At 41.2% G+C, this 24,682-nt stretch carries 17 protein-coding genes; 15 read left to right on the forward strand and 2 right to left on the reverse strand.

Going from position 1 to position 24,682, the window contains the following annotated elements; genetic code table 11:
• Window position 1: 1 nt before the first annotated feature.
• Window positions 2-2,458, forward strand: a complete 2,457-nt coding sequence (priA, locus tag ACQQ5U_RS01275; RefSeq protein ID WP_437395112.1) for a replication restart helicase PriA — start codon at window positions 2-4, stop codon at window positions 2,456-2,458.
• On the opposite strand, the gene ACQQ5U_RS01280 is transcribed toward priA, so the two are convergent.
• Complete coding sequence (locus ACQQ5U_RS01280) at window positions 2,459-3,151, reverse strand: LytR/AlgR family response regulator transcription factor (RefSeq protein WP_100818563.1); 693 nt, start codon at window positions 3,149-3,151, stop codon at window positions 2,459-2,461. It lies immediately after the preceding gene.
• A gap of 237 nt (window positions 3,152-3,388) precedes the next feature.
• On the opposite strand from ACQQ5U_RS01280, the gene rpsF reads away from it, so the two are divergent.
• From rpsF to ACQQ5U_RS01350, 14 genes are all read left to right on the forward strand, one after another.
• Entirely contained in the window at window positions 3,389-3,727 is a 339-nt protein-coding gene (gene rpsF / locus ACQQ5U_RS01285; protein ID WP_014031369.1) for a 30S ribosomal protein S6, read from the forward strand.
• A 4-nt stretch (window positions 3,728-3,731) separates the two neighbouring features.
• Window positions 3,732-4,028 carry a 30S ribosomal protein S18 gene (rpsR, locus tag ACQQ5U_RS01290; RefSeq protein ID WP_014031368.1) on the forward strand — a complete coding sequence of 99 codons (297 nt, stop codon included), beginning with the start codon at window positions 3,732-3,734 and terminating at the stop codon, window positions 4,026-4,028.
• A 13-nt stretch (window positions 4,029-4,041) separates the two neighbouring features.
• Window positions 4,042-4,494: a 50S ribosomal protein L9 gene (gene rplI, locus ACQQ5U_RS01295; protein ID WP_437395113.1), complete on the forward strand. Its 453-nt coding sequence runs from the start codon at window positions 4,042-4,044 to the stop codon at window positions 4,492-4,494.
• 200 nt (window positions 4,495-4,694) lie between these two features.
• Entirely contained in the window at window positions 4,695-6,668 is a 1,974-nt protein-coding gene (locus tag ACQQ5U_RS01300) for a hypothetical protein (protein ID WP_437395114.1), read from the forward strand.
• Between the two features lie 46 nt (window positions 6,669-6,714).
• Window positions 6,715-10,401 (forward strand): hypothetical protein, encoded by a 3,687-nt coding sequence (locus ACQQ5U_RS01305; protein ID WP_437395115.1) that lies wholly within the window; start codon window positions 6,715-6,717, stop codon window positions 10,399-10,401.
• Entirely contained in the window at window positions 10,389-10,619 is a 231-nt protein-coding gene (locus tag ACQQ5U_RS01310; RefSeq protein WP_437395116.1) for a hypothetical protein, read from the forward strand. Before ACQQ5U_RS01305 ends, ACQQ5U_RS01310 begins: the two co-directional genes overlap by 13 nt.
• A gap of 28 nt (window positions 10,620-10,647) precedes the next feature.
• Window positions 10,648-11,010 (forward strand): Imm3 family immunity protein, encoded by a 363-nt coding sequence (locus ACQQ5U_RS01315; RefSeq protein ID WP_437395117.1) that lies wholly within the window; start codon window positions 10,648-10,650, stop codon window positions 11,008-11,010.
• Window positions 11,011-11,592: 582 nt separating this feature from the next.
• Window positions 11,593-11,985, forward strand: coding sequence for a scabin-related ADP-ribosyltransferase (locus ACQQ5U_RS01320; RefSeq protein WP_437395887.1), 393 nt, complete (start codon window positions 11,593-11,595; stop codon window positions 11,983-11,985).
• The gene (locus ACQQ5U_RS01325) at window positions 11,982-12,407 is read left to right on the forward strand and encodes a hypothetical protein (protein WP_437395118.1); all 426 of its coding nucleotides are present in this window, start codon (window positions 11,982-11,984) and stop codon (window positions 12,405-12,407) included. The genes ACQQ5U_RS01320 and ACQQ5U_RS01325 overlap by 4 nt, the downstream gene beginning before the upstream one ends.
• Window positions 12,408-12,434: 27 nt before the next feature.
• Complete coding sequence (locus ACQQ5U_RS01330; RefSeq protein WP_437395119.1) at window positions 12,435-12,986, forward strand: hypothetical protein; 552 nt, start codon at window positions 12,435-12,437, stop codon at window positions 12,984-12,986.
• Window positions 12,986-13,378 (forward strand): hypothetical protein, encoded by a 393-nt coding sequence (locus ACQQ5U_RS01335; protein WP_437395120.1) that lies wholly within the window; start codon window positions 12,986-12,988, stop codon window positions 13,376-13,378. The genes ACQQ5U_RS01330 and ACQQ5U_RS01335 overlap by 1 nt, the downstream gene beginning before the upstream one ends.
• Window positions 13,379-13,834: 456 nt before the next feature.
• Window positions 13,835-18,676, forward strand: coding sequence for a hypothetical protein (locus ACQQ5U_RS01340; RefSeq protein ID WP_437395121.1), 4,842 nt, complete (start codon window positions 13,835-13,837; stop codon window positions 18,674-18,676).
• Between the two features lie 5 nt (window positions 18,677-18,681).
• On the forward strand, window positions 18,682-20,769 hold the full coding sequence (locus ACQQ5U_RS01345) for a fibronectin type III domain-containing protein (protein ID WP_437395122.1): 2,088 nt from the start codon (window positions 18,682-18,684) through the stop codon (window positions 20,767-20,769).
• Window positions 20,770-20,773: 4 nt separating this feature from the next.
• Window positions 20,774-24,109 (forward strand): T9SS type A sorting domain-containing protein, encoded by a 3,336-nt coding sequence (locus ACQQ5U_RS01350; RefSeq protein ID WP_437395123.1) that lies wholly within the window; start codon window positions 20,774-20,776, stop codon window positions 24,107-24,109.
• A gap of 73 nt (window positions 24,110-24,182) precedes the next feature.
• On the opposite strand, the gene ACQQ5U_RS01355 is transcribed toward ACQQ5U_RS01350, so the two are convergent.
• Window positions 24,183-24,650, reverse strand: a complete 468-nt coding sequence (locus tag ACQQ5U_RS01355; RefSeq protein ID WP_437395124.1) for a DUF4168 domain-containing protein — start codon at window positions 24,648-24,650, stop codon at window positions 24,183-24,185.
• Window positions 24,651-24,682: the final 32 nt, after the last annotated feature.

Raw genomic sequence — 24,682 nt, forward strand, 5'->3', positions numbered from 1 at the left:
TATGGAATATTTTTTGGAAGTTGTTCTTCCCATTCCTTTGGAAAAACTCTTCACCTATAAAATCTCGCAAGCAGAAGCAGATTTTATTAAGGAAGGAATGCGTGTAGCAGTTCCTTTTGGAAAATCCAAGATTTATACGGCCTTGGCCTACCGTATCCATCAAAATGCGCCCGAGGCTTACGAACCCAAAGAAATTTATCAGATTCTTGATGAACACCCGGTGGTGACCCGAGTGCAACTAAAGCATTGGGAATGGGTGGGCAAATATTATATGTGCACCTTAGGGGAAGTTATCAGAAGTGCGTTGCCCAGCGCATTTATGCTAGAAAGCGAAACGCTCATTTTACCCAATAAAAATGCTGAGGTGGATGAAAAAGAACTCACCGATGATGAGTTTTTGGTTTTTGAGGCACTTCAGCATCAAACCGCATTAAAAATATCGGAGGTTAGTGATATTGTGGACAAAAAAAATGTATTGAAACTGATAAACACCTTGGTCCACAAAGGTGTGGTACTTCAAAAAGAAGAATTGTACGAGCAGTACAAGCCCAAATTGATCCGCTACGTGAAGCTTTCGGAACAGTATGATGATGAAGAACAGCTGGCAGAATTGTTGAATGAGCTTACGCGAGCACCCAAGCAAAGTCAAGTAGTACTGTCCTTATTTCAGTTGAAGGCCAAAAGCACTAAACCAATACCCATTTCGGAATTGGAAAAGGAAAGTGGTGGTTCCCGAGCGGTAATCAAGGCACTCATCGACAAAAATATTCTGGAAGAGTACCATATTCGGAAAGACAGGGTTCAGTTTGATGAGCGCTCAGATGAATTCAAACACATTGCCCTGAATGAATATCAGGAAAAGGCATTGGATGATATCAACCATGGTTTTGATGAAGGGAAACCAGTATTGTTGCACGGGGTTACCTCTTCTGGAAAAACGGAAGTTTACGTAAAATTGATTCAAAAGTGCCTGGATGAAGGAAAACAAGTGTTGTATCTGCTCCCGGAAATTGCATTGACATCCCAATTGATCAATAGGTTGCGACGTTATTTTGGACATCAAGTTTCCGTTTATCATTCAAAATATAGTATCCATGAGAGGGTAGAGGTGTGGAACAATGTGTTGAAGAATACAGAAAAAGCACAAATTGTGATCGGTGCCCGTTCTTCTCTCTTTCTTCCTTTTACCAATTTGGGCTTGGTGGTGGTGGATGAGGAGCACGAAAGCTCCTTTAAACAATTTGATCCTGCTCCAAGGTATCATGCAAGGGATACCGCAGTGGTCTTGGCATCACTTCATAAAGCAAAGATCGTTTTGGGTTCGGCAACCCCGAGTATTGAAAGCATGTACAATGCCAGGACAAAAAAGTATGGCTACGCGGCCATTGCCCACCGGTTTGGTGATGTGTTAATGCCAGAAATTAATTTGGTGGACATAAAAGAGGCTACCCGTAAACGACGGATGAAAGGACACTTTTCAGAAATACTCATTAAGGGCATTACTGAAGCGTTGGAAGAGGGGGAACAAATTATTCTGTTTCAAAACAGAAGGGGTTTTGCTCCTGTGGTGGAATGTACTACTTGCGGGCACGTGGCCCAATGTCCCAATTGCGATGTGAGTTTAACCTATCACCAACATAGGAACCAACTTCGTTGCCATTATTGTGGTTATCATATGGCTTTGCAACAAGCTTGTTTGGCCTGCGGTAGTCATACTTTGGATAATAAAGGTTTTGGTACGGAACAAATTCAGCAAGAACTGGGACAATTGTTTCCCGATGTTTCGGTAGGACGAATGGATTTGGATACCACAAGAGGCAAGTATGCTTACGAGAAAATCATTTCATCTTTTGAAAACCAAGAAATGGATATTCTGGTGGGCACCCAAATGGTGACCAAAGGGCTCGATTTTAGAAACGTGAGTTTGGTGGGCATCATGAATGCGGATTCCATGCTCAATTTTCCCGATTTCCGTGCCCATGAAAGGAGTTTTCAAATGTTGACCCAAGTTGCGGGTAGGGCAGGACGTACCCAAAAAAGAGGAAAGGTACTTATTCAGACGTACAATCCGTACCATCAAATTTTGCAGCAAGTCACTACGAATAATTATGATAAGATGTTCGAGGAGCAATTCTATGAAAGGGAGCAGTTTAAATACCCACCTTTGGTGAGGCTTATCAAAATAACCTTAAAGGATAAGGATTTCAATAAATTGAATGAAGCATCGGAATGGTTGGCGAGTTCGTTGCGAAATGTATTGGGCACACAGATTCTTGGTCCTGAATATCCGCCAGTGGCAAGAATCCGACGGGATTACCTAAAAAATATAATGATTAAGGTTCCAAGGAAACAAGCCTTGGCACAAACAAAAAATAGCATTAAAAGAATTGAAAATTCTTTTAATGCTATTTCCAAGTATAAAAGTGTTCGACTGGTCTACAATGTGGACCACATATAGTTATACGTTGGCCAGCGCTTCGGCTAGTTCGGTCTTTTTGTTTCTACTTAATGGAATCTGTCTGCCCCCTACTTCAACATTTTTACTGTTGAATTTCTCAATCTTCTCCAGATTCACAATATAAGATTTATGGATACGTAGAAATTTTTCGGCAGGCAATTGCTTTTCGAAAGACTTCATGGTGGAAAGAATTACGATATTGGCTTCATCTGTTACCAATTTAATGTAATCTCCCAATGCCTCGATCCATTTAATGTCGTTTAGGATAACCTTACGTTTTTTAAGGTTACTCTTTACAAAGATGTGCTCTTCATCCTCATCAACCCTGTTCATTTGCTCGTATTTGGCAACAGCTCTTTTTACAGAAGCCTCAAAACGGGCCAAGGTGATGGGTTTATGAAGGTAATCGGTTACATCGTAGTCAAACGCTTTAAGTGCATAATCAGGTTTTCCTGTAATCAAAATAACCTGTGGTGGGTTCTCTAGGGCCTCTAGAAGGTCAAAACCACTAATGATTGGCATTTCGACATCTAAAAAGATAAGGTCGATTTCGTGGTTTTTCAGGCCGTTTTTGGCTTCAATCGCATTGCTGTACTCAGCAACCAAAGCTAAGTGCGGATGATTGTTGACCAACTTTGCAACGGCCATGCGCTGCATCGAAGAATCGTCTACAATTATACTTTTTAATTTCATAGAATGGGGTGATTTGTAGGGTTTTAAATCATCGGCAAATTACATAAAAAACCCGTTTAAGAGCAACAAAAGATGTAAACATGGTGTATTTTGTTGTGTAAATTGCCATATGTGTTATTTAGGTTTATTGGGTTTTTGATTGTTGATAACTATTGTACTTAAACGAAGATTTTCTACTTTTCTTGCAGGGTGTGAGAATTATTGTTAATTTTGCGCTCCTTTAAAAAATATATTATAATGAACCATTACGAAACTGTTTTCATTTTGAATCCCGTTCTGTCTGAAACACAGATAGAGGAAACAGTCAAGAAATTTGAAGATTTCTTGATTAAGAATGGTGCCAAAATGGTCTCCAAAGAAGATTGGGGACTTAAAAAATTGGCCTATCCCATTCAGCACAAGAAAAGTGGATTTTACCACTTGTTCGAATTCCAAGCTCCAGGTGAGGCCATTGGCCCTTACGAGCTGGAATTTAGAAGAGATGAGCGCATTATGCGTTTTTTGACCGTTAAATTGGACAAGCATGCAATTGCTTGGGCGGAAAAAAGAAGAAACAAACTAAAAGCAAAGGCATAAGGGTATGGCATCTATTGAACAACAAGCAAAATCGAAAAAAGACGGGGAAATCAGATATTTGACCCCGCTTAACATTGAGACCAGCAAGCAAAAGAAGTATTGTAGGTTCAAAAAATCTGGAATCAAGTACATTGATTACAAAGACCCGGATTTTTTGATGAAGTTGGTGAACGAGCAAGGTAAATTGCTTCCAAGAAGACTTACAGGTACTTCCTTGAAATACCAAAGAAAAGTGGCGCAGGCCGTAAAACGTGCCCGTCACCTAGCGTTAATGCCGTATGTAGGCGATATGTTGAAATAAAAAACACCAGAGAATGGAACTTATTCTAAAAGAAGATGTACAGGATTTGGGATTTAAGGATGATATCGTTTCCGTAAAAAACGGTTACGGCAGAAACTTCCTTATCCCACAAGGTTTGGCCGATTTGGCTACGCCTTCTGCCAAAAAAGTTTTGGCGGAGAACCTTAAGCAAAGAGCTCACAAGGAGAAAAAGGTTATTGATGAGGCTACCAAGGTTGCCGATGGATTAAAGCAATTGGAAATCCGTATTGCCGCTAAAGTTGGTGCAGGTGACAAATTGTTTGGATCTGTAACCAATATTGACCTTGCGAGTGCTTTGGACAAAGAAGGACACCAAATCGATAGAAAATTCATCAATATCAAAGGTGGAGCTATCAAAAGAGTGGGTCCTTACGAAGCAGTGATCAGATTACACAGGGAAGTTATTGTTGAATTCCCATTTGAAGTTGTTGCAGAAGCAAAATAAACTTCAAACTATATAATAAAAAAGGCCCGAGCAATTTGCTCGGGCTTTTTTGTTTTCCATCAATTTGCCTATCAATTGAAATGGGGCAATCATTAATTCATGAGGGGCATACGTCAAATAGTAGGATATAGGATAATGCTAAATAGTATCATTGGGGGATTAACCAACCCAAATTGTACAGGTTTTTATTTCCTTTTATTATGTGTGGTTTTCTCGGTCTTTCGCAAAGTATCGACCTTGACCAAGTAGGCAAAGCAAAACTCTTTGATTACAGCGGTAGCTTATCAGGCAACGGTGTACTTTATGAGGGTACCGCTAACCGCCAAGCATTCACCTATTTCCTTAATGGAAACTTGAATTTCAATATAGCAGAGACTTATAACATTCCGCTCTCTTTTGCCTACACCAACCAAAATTTCAATTTTTCGAGCCCTTTCAAGCTTAACCGATTAAGTATAAGCCCGTCTTATAAATGGATTACTGCCCATATCGGCGATGCGGCCATGTCTTTTTCCCATTACACGCTCAGTGGCCATCAGTTTACCGGAGTTGGAATCGACCTTGCTCCTCCGGGGCCGTTTAAAGTCAGTGCCATGTACGGCAGGTTTTTGAGGGCGGTGGAGTACGATGTGGATGAACCCAATCAGCAAACGGCTTATTTAAGAAGAGGTTTCGGGCTTAAGACGTCCTATGCTTTCGATAAATTGAATCTAGGATTGATTTTTTTCAAAGGGTTCGATGATGAAAACTCTCTTCAAGAACCTTTTCCTACCGAATTGGGACTAACGCCCAAGGACAATGCAGTGGTTTCTCTTTCAACCGATGTTCGGGTAAAGGAAAAAATCAATATTCGAATGGAATATGCCATCTCTGGGATTACCGAAGATGTTAGGGTAACGGATGCAAGGGAGGACAAGGGTTTGTTGTCATTCTTTTTGAACGAAAACATCACCACCAATTACACCAGTGCATTCAATGCTTCCATTGATTACAGTGTGGGCAATGGCGCCTTGGGCGGTTCCTACGAACGGGTAGCCCCAAATTACAGGACGTTTGGCGCCTATTATTTCAACAACGATCTGGAAAACATTACCGTAAATGCCTCCCAGACCATTTTTGACAATAAACTCAATATTGGCGTGAATGCGGGTTTGCAACGGGACAATCTGGACGACTCCAAAGCCTCGTCCATGAAACGGTTGGTAAGTGCCATCAACCTGAACTATACCCCAACGGAAAAATTGGGCATCAATGGTTCCTTTTCCAATTTCCAATCCTATACCAACATCAGGGACCAATTCGACTACATCAATCAGGTAAGCGAGCTGGACAATGTGGACACCTTGAATTATCGGCAAATCTCCAAAAACGCCAATTTGGGCATCAACTATTTAATAAAACAGACCGAAACCCGAAATGACTGGGTCAACATCAATATGGTATATCAAGATTCGAGTGAGGATCAGGACGGAACTGAAGTGGAAAACTCTGGCTCCCAATTTTACAATGGTTCGGCGTCCTATGCACTGGGTTATCCGCAGCGATCATTGACCATAACCGTGGCGGCCAACACCTCCTACACCAAAACTGGGGAAATGGACAGGGGGCTTACGCTGGGCCCGACCTTGGGCGTTGCCAAACAGTTTTTTGACAAGAAGTTGCGGAGCAATTTTTCAGCTTCCTACAATACTTCTTTTGCCAATGGGGAACAGCAAAATCAATTTTACAACCTTCGATTGGGCGGCAATTATGCTTGGAAGGAAGGGCACAATTTTACGTTGAACATACTTTCCCTCTTCCGAAATACAGTACAGACCAGTACCACGGATTTTACGACCACTTTTGGCTATACCTACACCTTTGGGCGAGGGAAAAAGAACAATGCCGACCGTCCACCGTCTTCGTTCAGTCAAAATACACCACAAAATAATTTGTCGACTTTCCGCTACAGGGATGTGGTGTACAGTGGAACACCTTCGGAAATTAAACAACAACTGCAAAATGTGTTGCAGCAATCCCGATACGACCCAATGCCGCAAGAAAAACGAGATGAACTCAACCAAATGTTGATGGACTTTGAAAAGGATAACAATACAGACCGATTGAAGGATGTGGCCATCGCCTTTTTGGAAGAGCTCCATCGATTTGAAGAACAGAACCAGATGAAAAAATAAACACAAGCAGTGCCCGCCCCAAGCCTGCCGATTAAAATACCTACTTATGAGAACATTGTTCACTGAAAAAAGCACCAAAAAACAATCTGCTGGGCACTGCATACGGGCTTATTGCTCATTACTAGGTGTCCAACTGCTTAACTGCCTACTGAGACACTGCCCACTGCTATGCTGCTTACTGTTCTGCTGTCAATTGTCCACCGCCCAGTCCTTTCCCGTGCAGGTGATTGCACAGGCCACACCGCCCGCCCCGACCAATTTTTCCGACTTTGCCAACGCAAGTGCATTGAACGGTCCATTGCGGGTACAGCTCGTGCTCAACGATTTCCAAATTTCTGATAGGCAGGTACGTTTGCAGGTAACGTTCAATGGGAACGGTATCGGTTTCCAGAGCAACGAAAATGTGATCGGGGCCACTCCGCTCTTCTTGGAAGGCGGTATTCCCACCGTGTTGGACCACACCCTGCTCGCCCCGTATTTTGAGTTCGGCAACCTTACGGGGATACCTCCCAATGTGTACGGCAGTCCCATCCCCGATGGCGTTTACCAAGTCTGTTTTCAGGTGTTCGATGTCCTCACGGGCAAACGGCTCTCCAACAACGCCTGTACCACCATAAATGTATTCATGAACAGTCCGCCCATCTTGGTATTGCCCGAAAATGGCAGCGATATCGTGGAGCGGAGCCCCCAAAATATCATGTTCCAATGGACCCCACGGCATATCAACATAAGCCAAGTGGAATATGAGCTCAGTTTGGTGGAGATTTGGGACAATGCAATGGACCCACAGGCAGCTTTTTTGGGCTCCACCCCCTTATTTACCACGACCACAAGCGCCACCACCTACGTGTACGGCCCCGGCGACCCTATGCTGTTGCCCAACAGGACCTATGCGTGGCGGGTACAGGCACGTCCCAAACCGGGGGCGGGAGAGGTTGGCGGGTTCCTCAACCAAGGGTACAGCCAAATATTTTCGTTCACACATATAGAGGGCTGCTATGTGCCCAATGGCATATACCATGAAGTAAGGGGCGCCAACCAAGCCAACATTTTTTGGGAGGACAACAGTACCAGTGTGCCCCAGTTTAGGGTACGATACCGTGCCCGGGGCAACGGCAATGCATGGTTCTACAACCAGACCACGGCCAACTGGACCACGCTCTGGGACTTGCAGGCCGGCACCACCTACGAATACCAGTTAAAAAAGAACTGTGCGGTGGCCGAGAGCGATTGGAGTCCCTTACGGCAGTTTACCACCAATTTGGAGACAGAGGAAGAAGACCTGTACCAATGTGGGGTGTCCCCCGACGTGGGCATTACCAACCAAGACCCCTTACCCCAACTGAGAGTGGGCGAGAGCTTTACCGCGGGCGATTTTCAAGTGGTGGCCACCGAGGTACACGGGGGCAACGGCTACTTTACGGGCAGGGGGTACACCCGTTTACCGTATTTGAGCAACATAAAATTGGCCGTGCATTTTACCAATATATTGGTGAACACGGACAGGCAGCTTGCCCAAGGTACTGTGATCACCGCGTTCGACCCCACGATGCGAAATATCGTGAACACGGGCGAGGTGGTGCAGACGGTAGGGGAATTGGGTAAGGCTGTTGGGGATTTATTGGAAGAGCTCTTTTCCCAAAAAGAAGAATTGTTGAACCAACTGGCAGAAGCTGAAAGCTTTGAAGAACAACAAGGTTTTATCTCACAGATCAACGATCTGGAGGTGACCATAGACCAACAAATAGACCAAATACCCAACAAGGAAAATCTACCGCAGGAGTTACAGGATGAACTGCAAGAGCTGAAACAGGAGGGCAGCATAGTGGCAAACAATGTATTGACCCCACAAGAAATCGCTGACATTTCCACCGCTGATGCTGAACGTAGGGACCGAATCAAGGAGATTGCTGCGATTGCGGAGAATTATCCTTCAAGTAGTTCATTTGATTTTGAAATAACGCAATCATTGGAAGGAGTATACAAGGAACAAAAGCTCTCATCAGATGTAAGTCCATCTTCTGAACAAAATGTATTCGACTATGAGGGCATATTCAGTGAACAATTTGAAGGTTTTTTGTCAAGCCTTTTGATTGCAGGGAAATATAAAGTCAAGATCTACACTTATAATTCGCAATCAGAGATATTGGCAGCTATAGAATCTATAGTGCCAAAAAGTGATGAGGTCATCATTTTGATGCAAAAAAATACTTCCAAAGTTTTGGTGAAGGTGATTTTGGGAGCGGATGTTAACAGGGACTTGCTCAGCAAAAACATAACTAAGGAAGAGATTGTAAATATAATACTGGAATCCGCTCCCACTTCGATAAAAAAATCTGTTCTTTTTGATGAGTTAAAGCGCAATATGGCAGGGTATGCCCTAGTGGCCGAAGCAGAAGCTTATGATGGTAATGTGGCTGCCCTGATAGCCATTAAACTTTTGGATTGGGGCATACGGGGTATAGAAAACTTTGAGTTGCCTAGTAGATATTTTGACCCATCTGCAAATGGCTATTCTGCATTATTGGGCAGAGATGCCGTACATAATGCTTTCATATGTGGTCTGTACAATGGATTGATACAGGAAGCAAATGCTTTGCCCGGGTTGGCATCGCTACTCATAAAAATATCCGCTTCCGAGGAGAACCAAGCAAAGTTGAAAGCAGAAATAGACCAAATCTTGGAGACGGGCATTCTCCAAACGCTGGTTGCGGGATTGGTCAATAATTATAATTTAAATGCCAACGGTGCGGAAATGGTGGCCTACCAGTTTGGAAAGGATGTGGTGGCCCTGGCCACAATGTTTGTTTCTTTTGGGGAGCTTACCAAAGTAGGAAAAGTGGCCAATATTACCAGACTGGCCGACCCGTTGCAAGATGCCTTCGGGGTGTATAAACTAGCTGCACGATCGGGGATGAAAACCACGAGAACAGGCAGTGAAATGGTACTCCACTTAGGGGATGACCTTGGAAACACTGTTGCAAAGGTAGATGCCAACGGGGCCTACAGTGAACTGAAATGGTTGGATGAGGGCACTGTTTTGGAGACCCTTAAAGAAACCAAATATATAGATAACTTTGGGGAAGAGGTAGTTGGTGATTTAACCCTTCTAAGAAAAGGGGATGATGTTGGGTTTGGTATCACAAAAACGGGAGATTGGATTACATTTATAGGAAAGAATATTGATGAACTAGTAGAAGCTCCTCTTGGATATCAATTTTACACCAGAAACGAACAAAAATTCATAAGAAGGTTAGATGCATCGAATTTAAATACTCCCCAGCTAAAAGTCAGAGATAGTAAAATTGTCCAAGCTACAGGTAAAATACTTTCGAATGCTGACGAAATAAAATTACTTTTAAAAACCGATGTTAATAAAGCATTTTTTTGGTCAGGCAGAACTTCATATGGTGTTGGGGTAATGGATGAGGCATTAGAAATAGCACAAAGCAAGGGAGGAACTACTTTGGAAGGAATATTAGAAAAATATAAAATTGTAATGCCAGAATGGAACAGCAATAAACCATCTGTTGTACAATTATGGGAAGATGTTTCTGCCTTGTATGCAAATCAAGTTTCGGGAGAAGTAAGAGCTGTATTGGGCAGAAATTTAAGGCCAGGCAATATATGGGAAACGGTTGAGTTGCCAAGACTTAAGCAGAATCCTAATGTGACAAAGATTTATACGATTGACCCTGAAACGAAAATTGAAATTTTATTATGGAAAAGATAGCATACTCAATAACTTCTCGGGGAGAATTAAAAGTAAAATATAAGGAGAGATTAATCAGGATTTCCGGAGAATTAGTATTTAATCCACCTATGTTTTACGCAGACTTAACTGTTTTGGAAAATATAAAAGAATTAGATGATGAAGAAAAAAGACAAATAGTTGAGTTTATAAAAGAGGATAGTTTGAAAAGTATTGGAACAAAAATTACGTTTGATTGAAGGGCTTTAATCGACAACACTTTTTAAAATGAAAAACTGGGAATACAAAGAATTAATTACAGCGATAAATGAATCGTATTCTAGCTTAATAATTCAAAATGAGGAGCCGAATCAAGCAGTATCTAGGGTGTTTGAAGATTTTTACTTTTATCCGGAAGAAGAAAATAAAGTTGAGAATCTAATAACAACTATGAATACAATAAGGTTAAGGATAGAAAATCTTGGTTTTGCATACTATCAAGAGACTGAGTTTTTGAAAAAACAATCAAAGATTGTATCCGATGGATTATTACAAAAAGAATTGAATAAGGAAGAGGTTAAGAATTTGAAGAAAGAATTATCAAAATTATTTGAAAAACTCAATACAATAGAAATTAAATCCTTTGACTAGTCTTGAAAATGGCTTTGGAAAACGGGTTTGATAAGATACAGTATATAAAAGGTGTCAAAAATGAAAATGGAATTTTCACTTCAATTGAAGGCTTAGTAACATATTGATAATGGAAAAAGAAAAGTTAAAGAAAGCAGGATTTACCCATCGCTATAAACCTGCACTTAAGAAGATAGACCAGCATTGTTTAGGATATAGTCTTCTCATTTAACCTGGGAATTCTATTTTGATAGACTTAGTATACCTTGAACATTTAAACGAATGGAAAATCGATTATATACGTTTCGAAGGAAAAGAAGCTTTAGGATTAATTAAAAATAATTTAAATGGTTATGACTTGGAATCTGTTGTAGAGTTTGTTGAAAAATTTCCAAATCAAACCTTTTAATCGCAAAATACTTGCCCAATTAGGGCCGTTGTAGAGACCCTTAAAGAAACCAAATATATCGATAACTTTGGGGAAGAGGTCGTTGGTGATGTAACCGTTCTGAAGAATGGGGGTGATGTTGGGTTTAGATTGGCAATTGGAGGCAGTGTTATTTTCAAAATATTGATGAAGCTGTTCTAGCCTATGTAGATGACATTACTTCCAAGCTTTATAGAGGAGACACAAGAAGTTTTAATGACATATTTCAAAATGGTTTTATAGCAAAGGGCACAGGTACAGATTTATTTGAATATGTAGAAACAAATGCACCAAGTATCTTCATAGGCACTACAAAACAGCCATCGGTAGCAACTTCAAAGTTTCTTAAGGATAAAGCAGGTTATGTTTATATTATCGATAAGAAAGGTGCTATGACAGATGTGAATAATTTTTATTCTGCACTGGGAGATGTTAATGTTTATGCTGATGAGTTAGAAGTTGTAATTGAGCACGTAATTCCTTCTACTCAAATAAAAGGAGCATTCGAAGTTGATGAAGTTGGTAATATAGTAGGAGATTTAATTAATAATCCAAATTACATTCCATGATTAAGGAGGTAGAGACATATTTAGTGGATATAGAAACTCGTAAAAAGTTTGGGAAAGCTTTGCTTCAATATAGTGTAAACCCAACAAAGATAAATCTCAGAACTAATTTAATGATACAGGTAATAGTAAGTGGGATTGATTTATTAGATTGTTATCGTAAGTTACAAATTCATTTAGAGGAAAAAGGTTGCCTCATATGTCTTAATGGCTCTAGAAAAGATGTACAGGCTTCTGGCTTTTTGAGAGATAGTTCAAATGGAATTTCGACGTATCAGTTGACTTATGATTTTGATGCTGAGAAACCTGTACTAAATATTTTTGATATATGTGAACCCCATGGTATCGGAACTATCAAGGAGCAAAAAGACTTTATGAAAAAATGGAAAATTGAATATAAAAAATACCTTGCTCAACAGTCTTAACTTTCCCAAGAAAGGGTTTACAAGGAATTGAAATGGTTGGAGGAGGGAACTGTTTTGGAAACCCTTCAAGAAACCAGATATATCGATAACTTTGGTGAGGAAACTATTGGAGAACTCAATGTCCTTAAAAGTGGAGATGATATTGGGTTTGGCGTTACCAATGTTAGAAAAGTATTGGTAAGTTCTTGGGAAGAAGCTGTTAAAATAGTTGATGGTTTATTAAAACGCCAAATGCAAAAACTAAAGAATCTTTATCCTAACTCAAAAATTGGATATCGAGGTTCTTTGGCTACTGGTACAAAATACTCAACTGGAGGTCCATTTGACCCAACGGATTGGGATGTAGATGCCTTTATTGTTAGTGATGAATTGGCAGCTAAGTTTCCAGCTAATGTAAGGTTTAGAAATGCTAAAGAAGTTGATGCTGCCATAAAAAGTATTGGTGAAGATTTGGAAGCTTCTTTGAAAAAAATAAATGGGTATCGTTTCCAAGATGACAAACCTTTGGCGTTCAGAGTATATACTGAAATTGAATTTAACACAGTTGTTAAATCTAACGGATCTAAAATATTTCAATAATGAATAAAAAAAATACTACTCCAAATTTTTTAGGATATATTTCTTTACAATCAACTTTGTCCTTAGAGGAATTAGGGGAAATATTATCTGAAAAAATATTTGCAGGGGTCAAGTTTGGAGGTAAAGAAAAATCAATTCATGAAGAAATCCCAGCCATTTTCATTGAGCAACCAATTATGGGATTACTTGTGATTCTTGATGGTTACAGTGGCTTTGAAAAAGGTAATTGGTTTACACTGCATATCCAACAATGGGGAGAATTTGGAAGATATATGTATGAAAACAAACTCTTGACCAGTAAAGTAAGGCTCGATTTTTATTTATACTACTTAATGAAACAAAGGCTACAAGAGTATTCTGAAATTAAGATAATGGAGCCCGAAGGTTCTTGAGAATTTAAAAATATATCTATCAATTTGGGGAAGAGGCCATTGGTGATTTAACCATTGTAAGAAAAGGGGAAGAGGTTGGGTCGGTTGGGCCTTATCCCCGCTAGCGCGAGCCTCTTGGCTGGTGCCGAATATGAGTAAGAGATAGTGCCAATTGCTATATAAATATTAAGCGATGGATATGCTAGCGTCACGCTCGTGCATAATTCTAACAAAGGTTCATTCTCCAAAACACAAATATTTACTCGCACACCGAACACTTTTTTAAAAAAGCGTTCCTCGAACAAGTGCTCAAAGACACCCAAAAAAGAGTTATTTTCAATATTCCGTTGCTTCGTTTGGTGTATCCATCAATTCAAATAGGGCATCCATAAATTCATATTGCTAATATCATCTTGTATTGCCTTACTTACCCTTTATCCACACATTTTTTAAAATGTGGCGGAAACAAACAACTATATGAAAACCAACCTACTTGCTTTAACACTGCTATGGTGTTGTGCCACTTTATGGGCAACGCCCATTTCCAACGATTCCATTACCAAAGGTAAATTGCATTCCGATGCAGGTACATTGCCTATACATATCCTCAAGGATGCCACAGCACCTGAACAAACCAATGTAGCACCTTTACTTGCACGTTGGCAGCAACAGAAATCCCAAAAGGAAATAACTCCCGCTAAGTTCCGAAGTTTTCCGGAATTGGAATCTACCACAATGGATATGCATTATGGTCTGTTGGATGGCGTGGCCGAGTTTTCGCCGGAATATGTGGCCCAGCAGTTCAGTATCGATGAAGATACCCAAAAAGTGCTGGACAAGGCCAACGAGGTGTTTCAGATCATTGAGAACGAGCAGCGTTTTATTCAAATAATCGGGGGGCAACAAGCGGTGGAGTTGCCCGTAGGGCTTAAACAAAATATTACCCCCAATTCCCAAAATACACCCAACAAATCCAATTCCTATATTACTTTGGGCATTTTCCGAATGGAATACCACCCCACCTATACCGAAGTTGACCTCTTTGCCAAAGTGGAACTTGGCGAGTTGAACACGGAATTGATGTTCAGTGCCACCAACGTACGCATATCCAAAAGTGGTGGCATCTATGAGGAGGCAAGACTCAATCTTTTGACCAATGTTCCAGTTGGTCGGGGCGGAGGGCAGTGGATGCTTACCTTTTTGGGAGGGTTTGACCCCAATGGAGAAGCCAATGATCAAACCTACATCAGTATTGATTGCGAAGGGAAGGTCAGCGAAATTTCCATTAGTGCCGATGTCCGTATTGCCAAAACTGTGGCTATTCCTCTTACCGAGAATGGAGAGATCGAACACCCGGACAAAACAGAGCCGGGCAGCGGAGAAAATGTGGTGGGCAACGACAGCTATGTAGGGGCAGGTTTCTCCTTCAGGACCACCAACATTAACGATTTGCTCATTCAACTGGATTTACCCCCTTTTGAGTTGCGGGCTTTGCCCAACTGGGGTTTTAAAATGCAGAACACAGTTTTGGACTTGAGCGATACCGCCAATGCCAGCGGTATGGATTTTCCGGAATTGTATACTGCGCAAAACCTCTTGGTGCCAGGCAATGAAAATTTGTGGCGAGGTTTTTACGCAAAAGAGGTAAGCGTGTATTTGCCTCCGGAATTCAATAAAAGAAATTCAGAAGAACGGGTTACTATTGGCGCCCACAACTTATTGTTGGACAATTTTGGGGTGTCCGGCGATTTTTTTGCCACCAATATTATAGGAATTGATGAAGGAAGTGCCAACAAATGGCAGTTCTCATTGGATTCTTTGGGGGTTGACCTAAAGGTCAATCGTTTTATGAGGGCAGGATTTAAGGGGAGAATAGTGTTGCCCATAAGTGATTCCGAAAGTTCCGGGGGGCAATTGGGGTATTCCGGGATCATTTCTTCCAATCAGGATTACTTTGTAAAGGTTGAGGTGCAGGAAGACGTACCTTTTAATATTTTCAGGTCCAAAGCTGTAATTTTTAAAGAGTCCTACATCAATTTGGAAGTCGAGGACAAAAAATTCTATCCAGAGGCCAACCTCTCCGGGGTAATGGCATTTGATCAAGAGCAAAATGCTGAGTTGTCCCATTCAGATGACGATTTATTGACTTTTTCAGGACTTAAATTTCAAGATTTCCATATTCAAACCAAAGAAAGACCGTATCTGTCCATCGGCTACGCGGGTTATTTGGACTCCATTGCTGCACCTGAAATGGCAGGATTTGAGTTCGGTGTATATGATATTTCCATGACCACGGTCGGAGATGATGAAGCCAAGCTTTCTATGAACAGTTACATCAATTTGGATGAATCTGGAATCCGTGGTGACGTGCGGGTACATATTTTTGGCAGGCTAGAAGATGGGGATTATTTAAAATGGAAATATGACTCCACTGAAGTCAGCGAAGTGGAGGTTGATGTGACCCGCAAAGGATTTGAGTTCAAAGGACGCCTAGTGTTCTTCAAGGAAAATGCGGTTTATGGAAAAGGATTTACGGGTGAATTGGATTTATATTCCGAAAGTCTGGGCATTGAAATAGGGGCCTGGGGCTTGTTTGGGAATACTGGGGAGTACCGCTATTGGTATGTAGATGCCCATGGAAGACCAACAGACTCCGACAACCCAAATTTTACGATTTATGATATTGGTGGTGGGGTTTATCATCATATGCGAAAATCTGGGCTGAATGATGCTGCAGGCTCCATGTCGGGAATATATTATGCCCCAGATGAAAATATTGGTCTTGGATTTAAGGCCTTGGCAGCATTTGAGGTGAAAAAAGGTGCCGCTTTTACTGGGTTGGTCGCTATAGAAATGAGTTTTAACTCAGCCTCCAACGGTGGAGGGGTAAGCAGATTGGGATTCTATGGGGCAGCTGCTTTGATACAAGGCGGTGGAAGTTCACGAGATCCTTTTGGTTCGGTTGATGATATGCAGCAAAATGTTGCGGATAAGGAACAATCCTTGTCCAATTTCCATGAGCTATCCATAGACCGCGAAGGCATTCAATACTTTGCGGACCATGTATTCCCAGAAATCCTTACGGGGGAAGAACTTTTTGCGGCACAGGTCGCCATAGATTTTGATTTTGAGAACAGGACCTACTGGGGTATGTTCGATGTTTTCTTGAATGCAGGACCCATTAAAGGGGCAGGGGAAAAGAACAGGTTGGGGTATTTGGAGTTCTACAACGCTCCGGAAGACTGGTATATTTATGTGGGAACCCCGCGTAAAAGGTTTGGGTTAAAGGGAATACCCATAGGTCCACTTACTGCTAAAGTGGATCTGTACTTTATGACGGGAACCATTCTTCCCGACCCCGCTTTACCACCACAAAATGTTATTGAGATTCTGGACCTTAAAGGGGATGAACTTCTATTTGGCCGAAACTTTAATCAAGAACTGGCACAAGGGGCAGGCTATGCATTCGGCGCGTCCTTCTCAGTGGGCAAAGACATTGATTGGGGCATTGTGTATGCCAGTGTTTGGGCCGGAGTGGGTTTTGATTTAATGATGCGTGACTTTGGTGATGCCCATTGTTTGGGAGAACCTGGACCGTTGGGTATGGATGGATGGTATGCCACTGGACAATTGTATGCTTACCTCCAAGGAGAAATAGGCGCACAGGTTAAACTATTCGGTATGCGAAAACGGGTGCCGATTTTAAAAGCAGGATTGGCCGTTTTGGCGCAGGCCCAATTACCAAATCCTTGGTTTATCAAGGGATATGCTGGTGTAGATGTGAGGGTTTTGGGCGTGGTAAGGATTCGAACCAGATTAAAAGTGACCATAGGGGAAGAGTGCGAGATCGTAGGTAAATCTGGATTACAGGATATAGTAATGATTTCTGATATTTCCCCAAGGAACGGAAATGAAGATGTAGACGTCTTTGAGGCAATTCAAGTAGCGTTCAATGCCCCCGTCGGAGGAGTTATGGAAATTGAAGATGACACGGGAAGACAACGCTACCGTATAAATTTAAAGGAACTTAGGGTTGTCTCGGAGGGAAACCCAATTGATGGGGAATTAGCGTTCAATGACACCAAGGACATGGCCATTTTTAAGTCCTTTGAGATTTTACCTCCCGAACAAGAAATCCATGTTATGGTCAAAGTATCTTTTGAGAAAAGATTGGGCGGCATTTGGGTTTCTGTAACGGATAATGGGCAACCCGTTTATGAGGAGAAGGAAGTCAGATTTGTGACGGGAGATGCACCACGCTACATACCTTATCGGAATATAGAATATATGTATCCTGTCGTGGATCAAAAATATATGCTGCCGCGCGAAAGCACTTCCGGTTACATTCAACTCAATTCTGGTCAGGCTTATTTATTTGGGAATGGATATAAGGATGAGTTATACTTTTTGGATAAGGCAGGCAACAAAATCAAAGCAGATTTTCAATATATAGCTTCCCAAAAACGATTGAATTTTTCTATCCCTAACCTGGACAATGAAACCACCTATATCTATGCCTTGATTACCCTTAACCCGAGTGATGTTGAAGAAAACTTGGTGATGACCAAAGAAGAATTCAGCCAAGTCTCAGAGGATTTGGAAATTTCCACAAATACCATCGTTGGAAGTGCTCAAAGTGGTGCTTTTATTTCTAGACTGGACTTTTCGTTCTCTACAAGTCGTCATGATACTTTCAGCCAAAAAATGAATGCCTTAAAGGTAAATAACACAATAACATATTTGGATGGGTATCAAGATTCGGGAGCAATATCAAATGTAGCGCGAATGTCCTTGATTATGGACAAATTTGAACCATTTAGTATTGAGGAACTAGTTGGAACCATTTATACCCAGAACAAACCTTTGATTAAAGCAAGGGCGTTACTGAATGATGAATATTACAAACAGGATATTTATCCTTTGGTATATGATGAATATCCTTTGGATGGTGATTTACGGGTGCAAAGGAACGAGTCGGTTTTAGGTATCCCACCGATTAAATCGATTCAACTAAGCTCCAATTATATTAACTATTTGCAAACTGATGGGGAAAACAACTTTTTGAAGACTTATTTCCCTTACCGTTGGCATTTGCCCATTACGTACTATTCCGATTTTAAAGATTTGCAATATCAAGTGTCCAATCGCTACTTGGTTGATGACCTTAACAATCAAGCCAAACTTCAAAAATATGAACACATTATGTGGGGGAGGTTTCCTTTCATAAGACAGGAGAAATATCGAGTACGCTTTAGCTACGTTTTGCCTGACAAAAATTCAGGAAATTCCAAAACTGTGATCTACAAAAACTCTCTATAAAAAAGATGGATTTCAAAAAAGCTTTCGGATTAGTGGTTTTTATCCTCTTCGTTTTCTTTGGTTGGTCCCAGGACGAAACCTTAGATTCCATACAATCACCAAAGTTGGTCGTAAAGGGGTTTGCCAAAAAGGACGCTATTTACCTACGTTGGGGAGTGGATGATAAATGGGCGTGGAAATATGGTAACGAATATGGGTACCGTGTGGAAAGAGTCACCATTTTTAGGGAGGGCAGCCCTCTGGAAACACCAGAAAGGGTATTGTTGACCACTGACCCCATCAAGCCCAAACCCTTACTTGAATGGGAGCCCCTCATCAAAACCAATGATATGGCCGCGGTGGCAGCTCAAGCAATTTATGGCGAGAGTTTTTCTGTTAATGATGAAAGTGAAAACCTTTTTATGAAGGTGGTCAATCAAAGCAGTGAGTTGGAGCAGCGATTCGGGTTTTCCATGTTTGCCGTAGATCAGGATTTTGTAGCTGCACAATATGCAGGATTAGGTTATGTTGATGAGGAGGTAAAGCAAGGGGAAAGATATTTGTACAACATAAAACCAGCAACTCCACAGGAAATCTTAAAAATCGATGAATCCGGTATTTTAATCGCACCGACCATTGAACAAAGTTTGCCCAAACCTTATGATTTTGCAGGTTACTACTACAACAATGCTTTTGTGTTGATTTGGGAATATGATGGATTGCTTGATTTTTACACTGCTTACGATTTGGAAAAATCCGAAGATGGAAAAATCTTTTCCAAAGTAAACGATGCCCCCATCACTAAACTGGCCATTACCAAATCTTCGGGTATTTCTTTTACGGATAGTATTCCAGTATATGGCAAAAAATATTGGTACCGTGTCAAAGGACGAACTTTGTTCAATGAAACAGGACCACATTCCGACACAACATCCGTCATCGCTTTTAAAGAGCTGTTGGCGATACCGCAATTTACGACCAATAATATTCTTTCAGAAAAAGAAGTTGCCCTGCAATGGGGTTTTCCCAAGGATGAAGCTTGGAAACTAACCGGTTTTGATGTGCTTCGGGCACCCAAGGCCATAGGACCCTACAAAGAAGTGGCCACAGCGCTGGACAAGCAAACAAGAAGCTTTCAATACAATGGACTGGAAACCATCAATTATTTTAAGGTCAGGGCACACGGCATAGCCGGAGATCATCAAGATTCTTCGCCCGCCATGATTCAGCCTGTGGATTCCATACCTCCCGACAAGCCTGTCGGACTTCAGGGCAAAGTGGATACGCTTGGTGTGGTACGATTATCTTGGGACCCCAACACGGAAATGGATTTGAAAGGGTACACAGTACTTCGAGCTGACCGCGACAACCAAGAATTCACCCGGTTGACCAGAAAGGAGATGTCTGAAACCAACTTTCAGGATTCCATCAATATAAAAAACTTTGCAAGCAAGGTATATTATCGAATCATCGCATCTGACCTTCGTTACAATGAATCCCAACCTTCGGATACTTTGGTACTGCAGCGCCCCAGCCGGGTACCGCCGACCAGCCCTGTTTTTACGGAATATGAACTCTTGGATGATACCATTCTTTTAAAGTGGACAAGAAGTTCTTCGGATAAACTGGTAAAACAAATTATTTATAGAAAAGACCCTAGGTCGGATAATGGTTTATGGGAAAACGTTTATGAAACTGAGGATGTGTCCATCACAGCATTTAAGGATGTCAAGACCGAACCGAATACCACATACAGCTACACCATTACGGCGATGAACACTGCCGGACTGGAAAGTAAACCATCGCCTGTGGTAAGTGTTGCCACACCTCAAGTCCTTTTAAAACCAAAAATTAAGGGATTTTACGCCCAAGTGGACCGGGAAAGCAAAAACATCACCTTGACCTGGAGATATAATCAACCCAAGGTACTGGAAATACATCTGTACAAAAAGGAAAACGAAAGCAATTACAGCATATACAAAACCTTTAAGCCTTCCACTGGTCAATTCGTAGATACGAAACTCATCCCAAATTCCAATTATGGATATGGTATAAAAGCGGTTTTTACTGATGGCAGCACAAGTCAGTGGGAAGAACTTGACATAAAATACTAGAACAATGAAGAAGAATATTATTTGGTTTCTACTATTGGTTTTTGCTTTAGCACCATCTGTAATTTATGCGCAGAATAAATTTAAAATTGAATTCATTGGAGAAGGAAATGGCCAGTGTTCGCCTGATAGTTATTGGCTGTATCTAGCTGAAGAAATCATTAACGAACAACAACTGGGACAACCCAATCATCAAATTTTATTTAAATCTAATGATCAAAGTTTTATTCCTTACTATATAGATGAAGTTCTAGACACTCCTAATGATTTTATAAACGTAAGGAAGTATTCAAACGGTGGTGGCGGACAAGACCCAAATTGTAATATTTGGACTATGCATTATATGAGTAATTCGTTAGGGTGTCTTACTTTCTGGGCGAATAATGCTGCACTGCCTGATATTGATGTAGAACATTTTAATGTCTATAAAATTGTGCATTTGGCTGATATTAATAATATACAGGAGATGGGATATTGTGAGTCTCAACCTATTCAAATTACAGGTGGTATCAACAATGTCTGTTCAGCATATTATTCTTTAACCATTTTTGTGGACAATGGCCCGGAACAAGTGCTTTTACCTTATGGTAAACATGCCAACCCTTATATGTTCAGCCCTTCCGAGATAGATGGAATTTCAGATAAAAGCATAGTAAAATTTAAGGTATACTATAATGAAGAAGGCACAGTTTCCTCTCCAGATGTTTTGAACATAAATCTTTTCCCTTGTGTCCCAGTTTTAGACCCCGATGTCCAAAACAATTTGGTAGGGGAAGATGTTAAATGTCCAGGTGGTAAGGATGGGGGAATAACAGCAGTTTTTGACCGCGCATTGACCGAAGAGGAAACTATGAAGTTGATATTTATGCAGAATAATGACGCTTTGCACGATTCACCTCTCTTATATGATTCTGATTTTCAGGGAAATACTTTGTTCTATAAAAATGAGGATGAAGAAAAATCCCTCGAAGCAGGGGTGTATACTATGCATTGGATTGTAAAAGTAGGTGATGACACAATCGAAGGTGGAGAAAAGCAGGTAACCATTGGCGAACCTGATGCTTTCAACATTGAGTTAAATGAGATTATAGATGTCACCTGCCAAGGCGGTAACGATGGCGAAATCACCATAACGCCCTCGGGAGGCTCTCCGCCCTATACATTTAATTGGAAAAGAGACGGAAACGATTTCGTCTTGCCCCAAGGTTCTACTGACACCCATTTGTTGAACCTGCCAGAGGGTACTTATACCGTAACCTTGACCGATAGCCAAGACTGTAATTATGAGTCCCAAGAATTTGTGGTTGATTTCGAGAACACAAGCCCTCAACTGGATGCACATCAAGTGTTCCAACCAGGCATTCCCCAGAATTATTTGCCCACGGGATCAATTATCATTAACAGTATTATTGGGGGCAGCGGAAATTACATCCTGCATTGGGAAAAAGATGGTGATGCATTTCAACCACAAGATCCATACAATTTGGATCAGTTGGAATCGGGAAGCTACGTGTTGACTATTGAAGATGCGGATACAGGGTGTCTTACTGAGGAACCATCAATCCAGATTGTGGAACTGGAACCTTTATTCGTTGAAATCACGGAAACTTTGCAAATAACCTGTGATGGGGACGTGGGAATTCTTGAGGCAAACCCAAGTGGTGGCACCAATGGCGGGTACGAATATCTTTGGTCCACCGGAGAGACCACACCATCCATCAATGTAGGACAAGGAGAGTATTCCGTGACGGTTACCGATAATGGTGACAGCCAGGTGCAGGAAGTGTATGTGTTTAATTATGTGAATCCTTTGCTTACCGTTGAGGTCAATACAAGCAATGTGGTATGTAAAGATGAGGCCACGGGAAGCATTGAACTTGATATTTCAGGAGGAACGGGTGGACCTTACACGGTCAGTTGGTTGGATACTCAGGAAGATGGCCCTGCGAGAAGTGATTTGGAAGCTGGCGAGTATATCTATTTTGTTTCGGATGGGGAGTGCCAAGTTACCAATGAAAACGAACCTATGGTCATTGAGGAACCCGAAGCCTTTTTTACGGTTGAAAAGATTGCCCAAACCAATGTTTCCCTCAACGGGGAAAATGATGGAAGTTTAGAAGTCTCTTTGGACAATGGTTCCCCTCCATTTACGTTTCATTGGACAAAAGACAACCAACCCTACGAACCTACGGCGGAATCTACAGATACCGATTTGGTAGGGTTGGAAGCAGGCGTTTATCAAGTGGTTATCATCGATGAGTTAGGATGTCAAGCTACTTTGGGGACACCAATAGAAATAAGCGAACCCGATCCTCTTGCCATAGTTGGGATAAATACGGTCAATGTAAACTGTAAAGGAGGTTTTACTGGGTCGATTACGGCAAATGTAACAGGGATTGCCCCCTTTACCTACATATGGGAAAAGCAAGGGGATGTGAGTTTTTCAGCGCCCAACCAAAAAACAATCATAGCGCTTTCCGCGGGCACATATGTATTATCGGTTTCCGATAATTCCATCGTTCCGGAAGTGACCGAAGTTATTATGATCGATGAGCCGGTTGAAGAATTGATTGTAACAGCAATTCCAAATATTACCGAATGCTTTCTTGGTGATGAAGGAAATATTCAAATCAGCGCATCAGGAGGAGTGGTGCCTTATAGGTACTCCATAAATACAGGTGTGGACTATCAAGAAGAACCGATATTTGACGGATTGGAGTCGGGTACTTACGAAATTGTGGTGTTGGATGACAATGAATGTGAGTATCGAACTTCGGTAGTTTTGGGCCAGCCAGACCAGACCAATGCTGAATTTGCAATGTCAAGTCAGGTTATAACTGGTGAAACAGTATTGGCGGTAGACCTTAGTTATCCTATTCCGGATGAATTGGAGTGGGTAGTTCCGGATGAAGCAATAGTATTGGATAAAAATAACGATGAATTGGAGATGGTCTTTAACCAACCAGGCGAATATGAGGTTGGTCTATTAGCATATAGGGGGGATTGTTTATCAACAGAAACAAAGAAGATTCTTGTTTTAGAGGGGGAGAATATAACAGAAGGAGGACCTAAGGAGAATATTGAAGAAACAATTGAACATTTTATAATTTACCCAAACCCGACAAATGGAAGATTAAATGCAAATATTAAGTTGGGAGGATTGAGTAATATAAGTTTAAAAATATTCGGATTGGCCAATAACACTCTAATTCGTCAAGAGCAGGCGTTTGATAAAGATGAATACGAAATTCCAATGAATATAACAGGGTTGCCTTCAGGTTTATATGTTATAGTTTTAGAAACAAAGTTTGGAAATTCCATTCAAAAGATAATTCTTAACTAACGTATCAGTTAATATATCAATAAAAAAGCCCGAGCAATTTGCTCGGGCTTTTTTTTTCAATATAGGATTTTTTCTATTGTGGCTGTTCTGCCAGCATAGTCCTTAAACGACCTTGAAGTTCCGTATCGCTTTGCAAGGCCATCGCTATAGTTTGGTAGCGTTCTATGCTCATACCTTCGTTACTGATAATCTCTTCAATTTTTTCAGTAAAACCAGCTTGCATCTGTTGTATTTCGTTCATTACTTTTCCGAAGCGTTCTTTTTCCTCGTCGCTGGCGTCAATAGCTTTTTCTGGAGATGCAGAGGCTTGATATAATTCGTTGAATCTATTGGCGTCAAAGCCACTTTCCTCAACCTTTTTTATAACTTGTTGCTGTGCTTCCATGTTCACTTTTTGGATACCTTGGAATGCCGAGGCAATTTTATTTAGTTCTGCATCGGTGACCTCTATTTGCTCTTGTGCGTTCATTTGAGTAAAAGAACTCGCACCAATGGTCGCAATGCATACCACTAAAGTTTTAAATGATCTTAAGAATCTCATTCTGTACGTGTTTTATTAATAATGTTAGTTTC

It is taken from the genome of Flagellimonas lutimaris (assembly GCF_051494225.1).
Taxonomy (GTDB): Bacteria; Bacteroidota; Bacteroidia; order Flavobacteriales; family Flavobacteriaceae; genus Flagellimonas; species Flagellimonas lutimaris_A.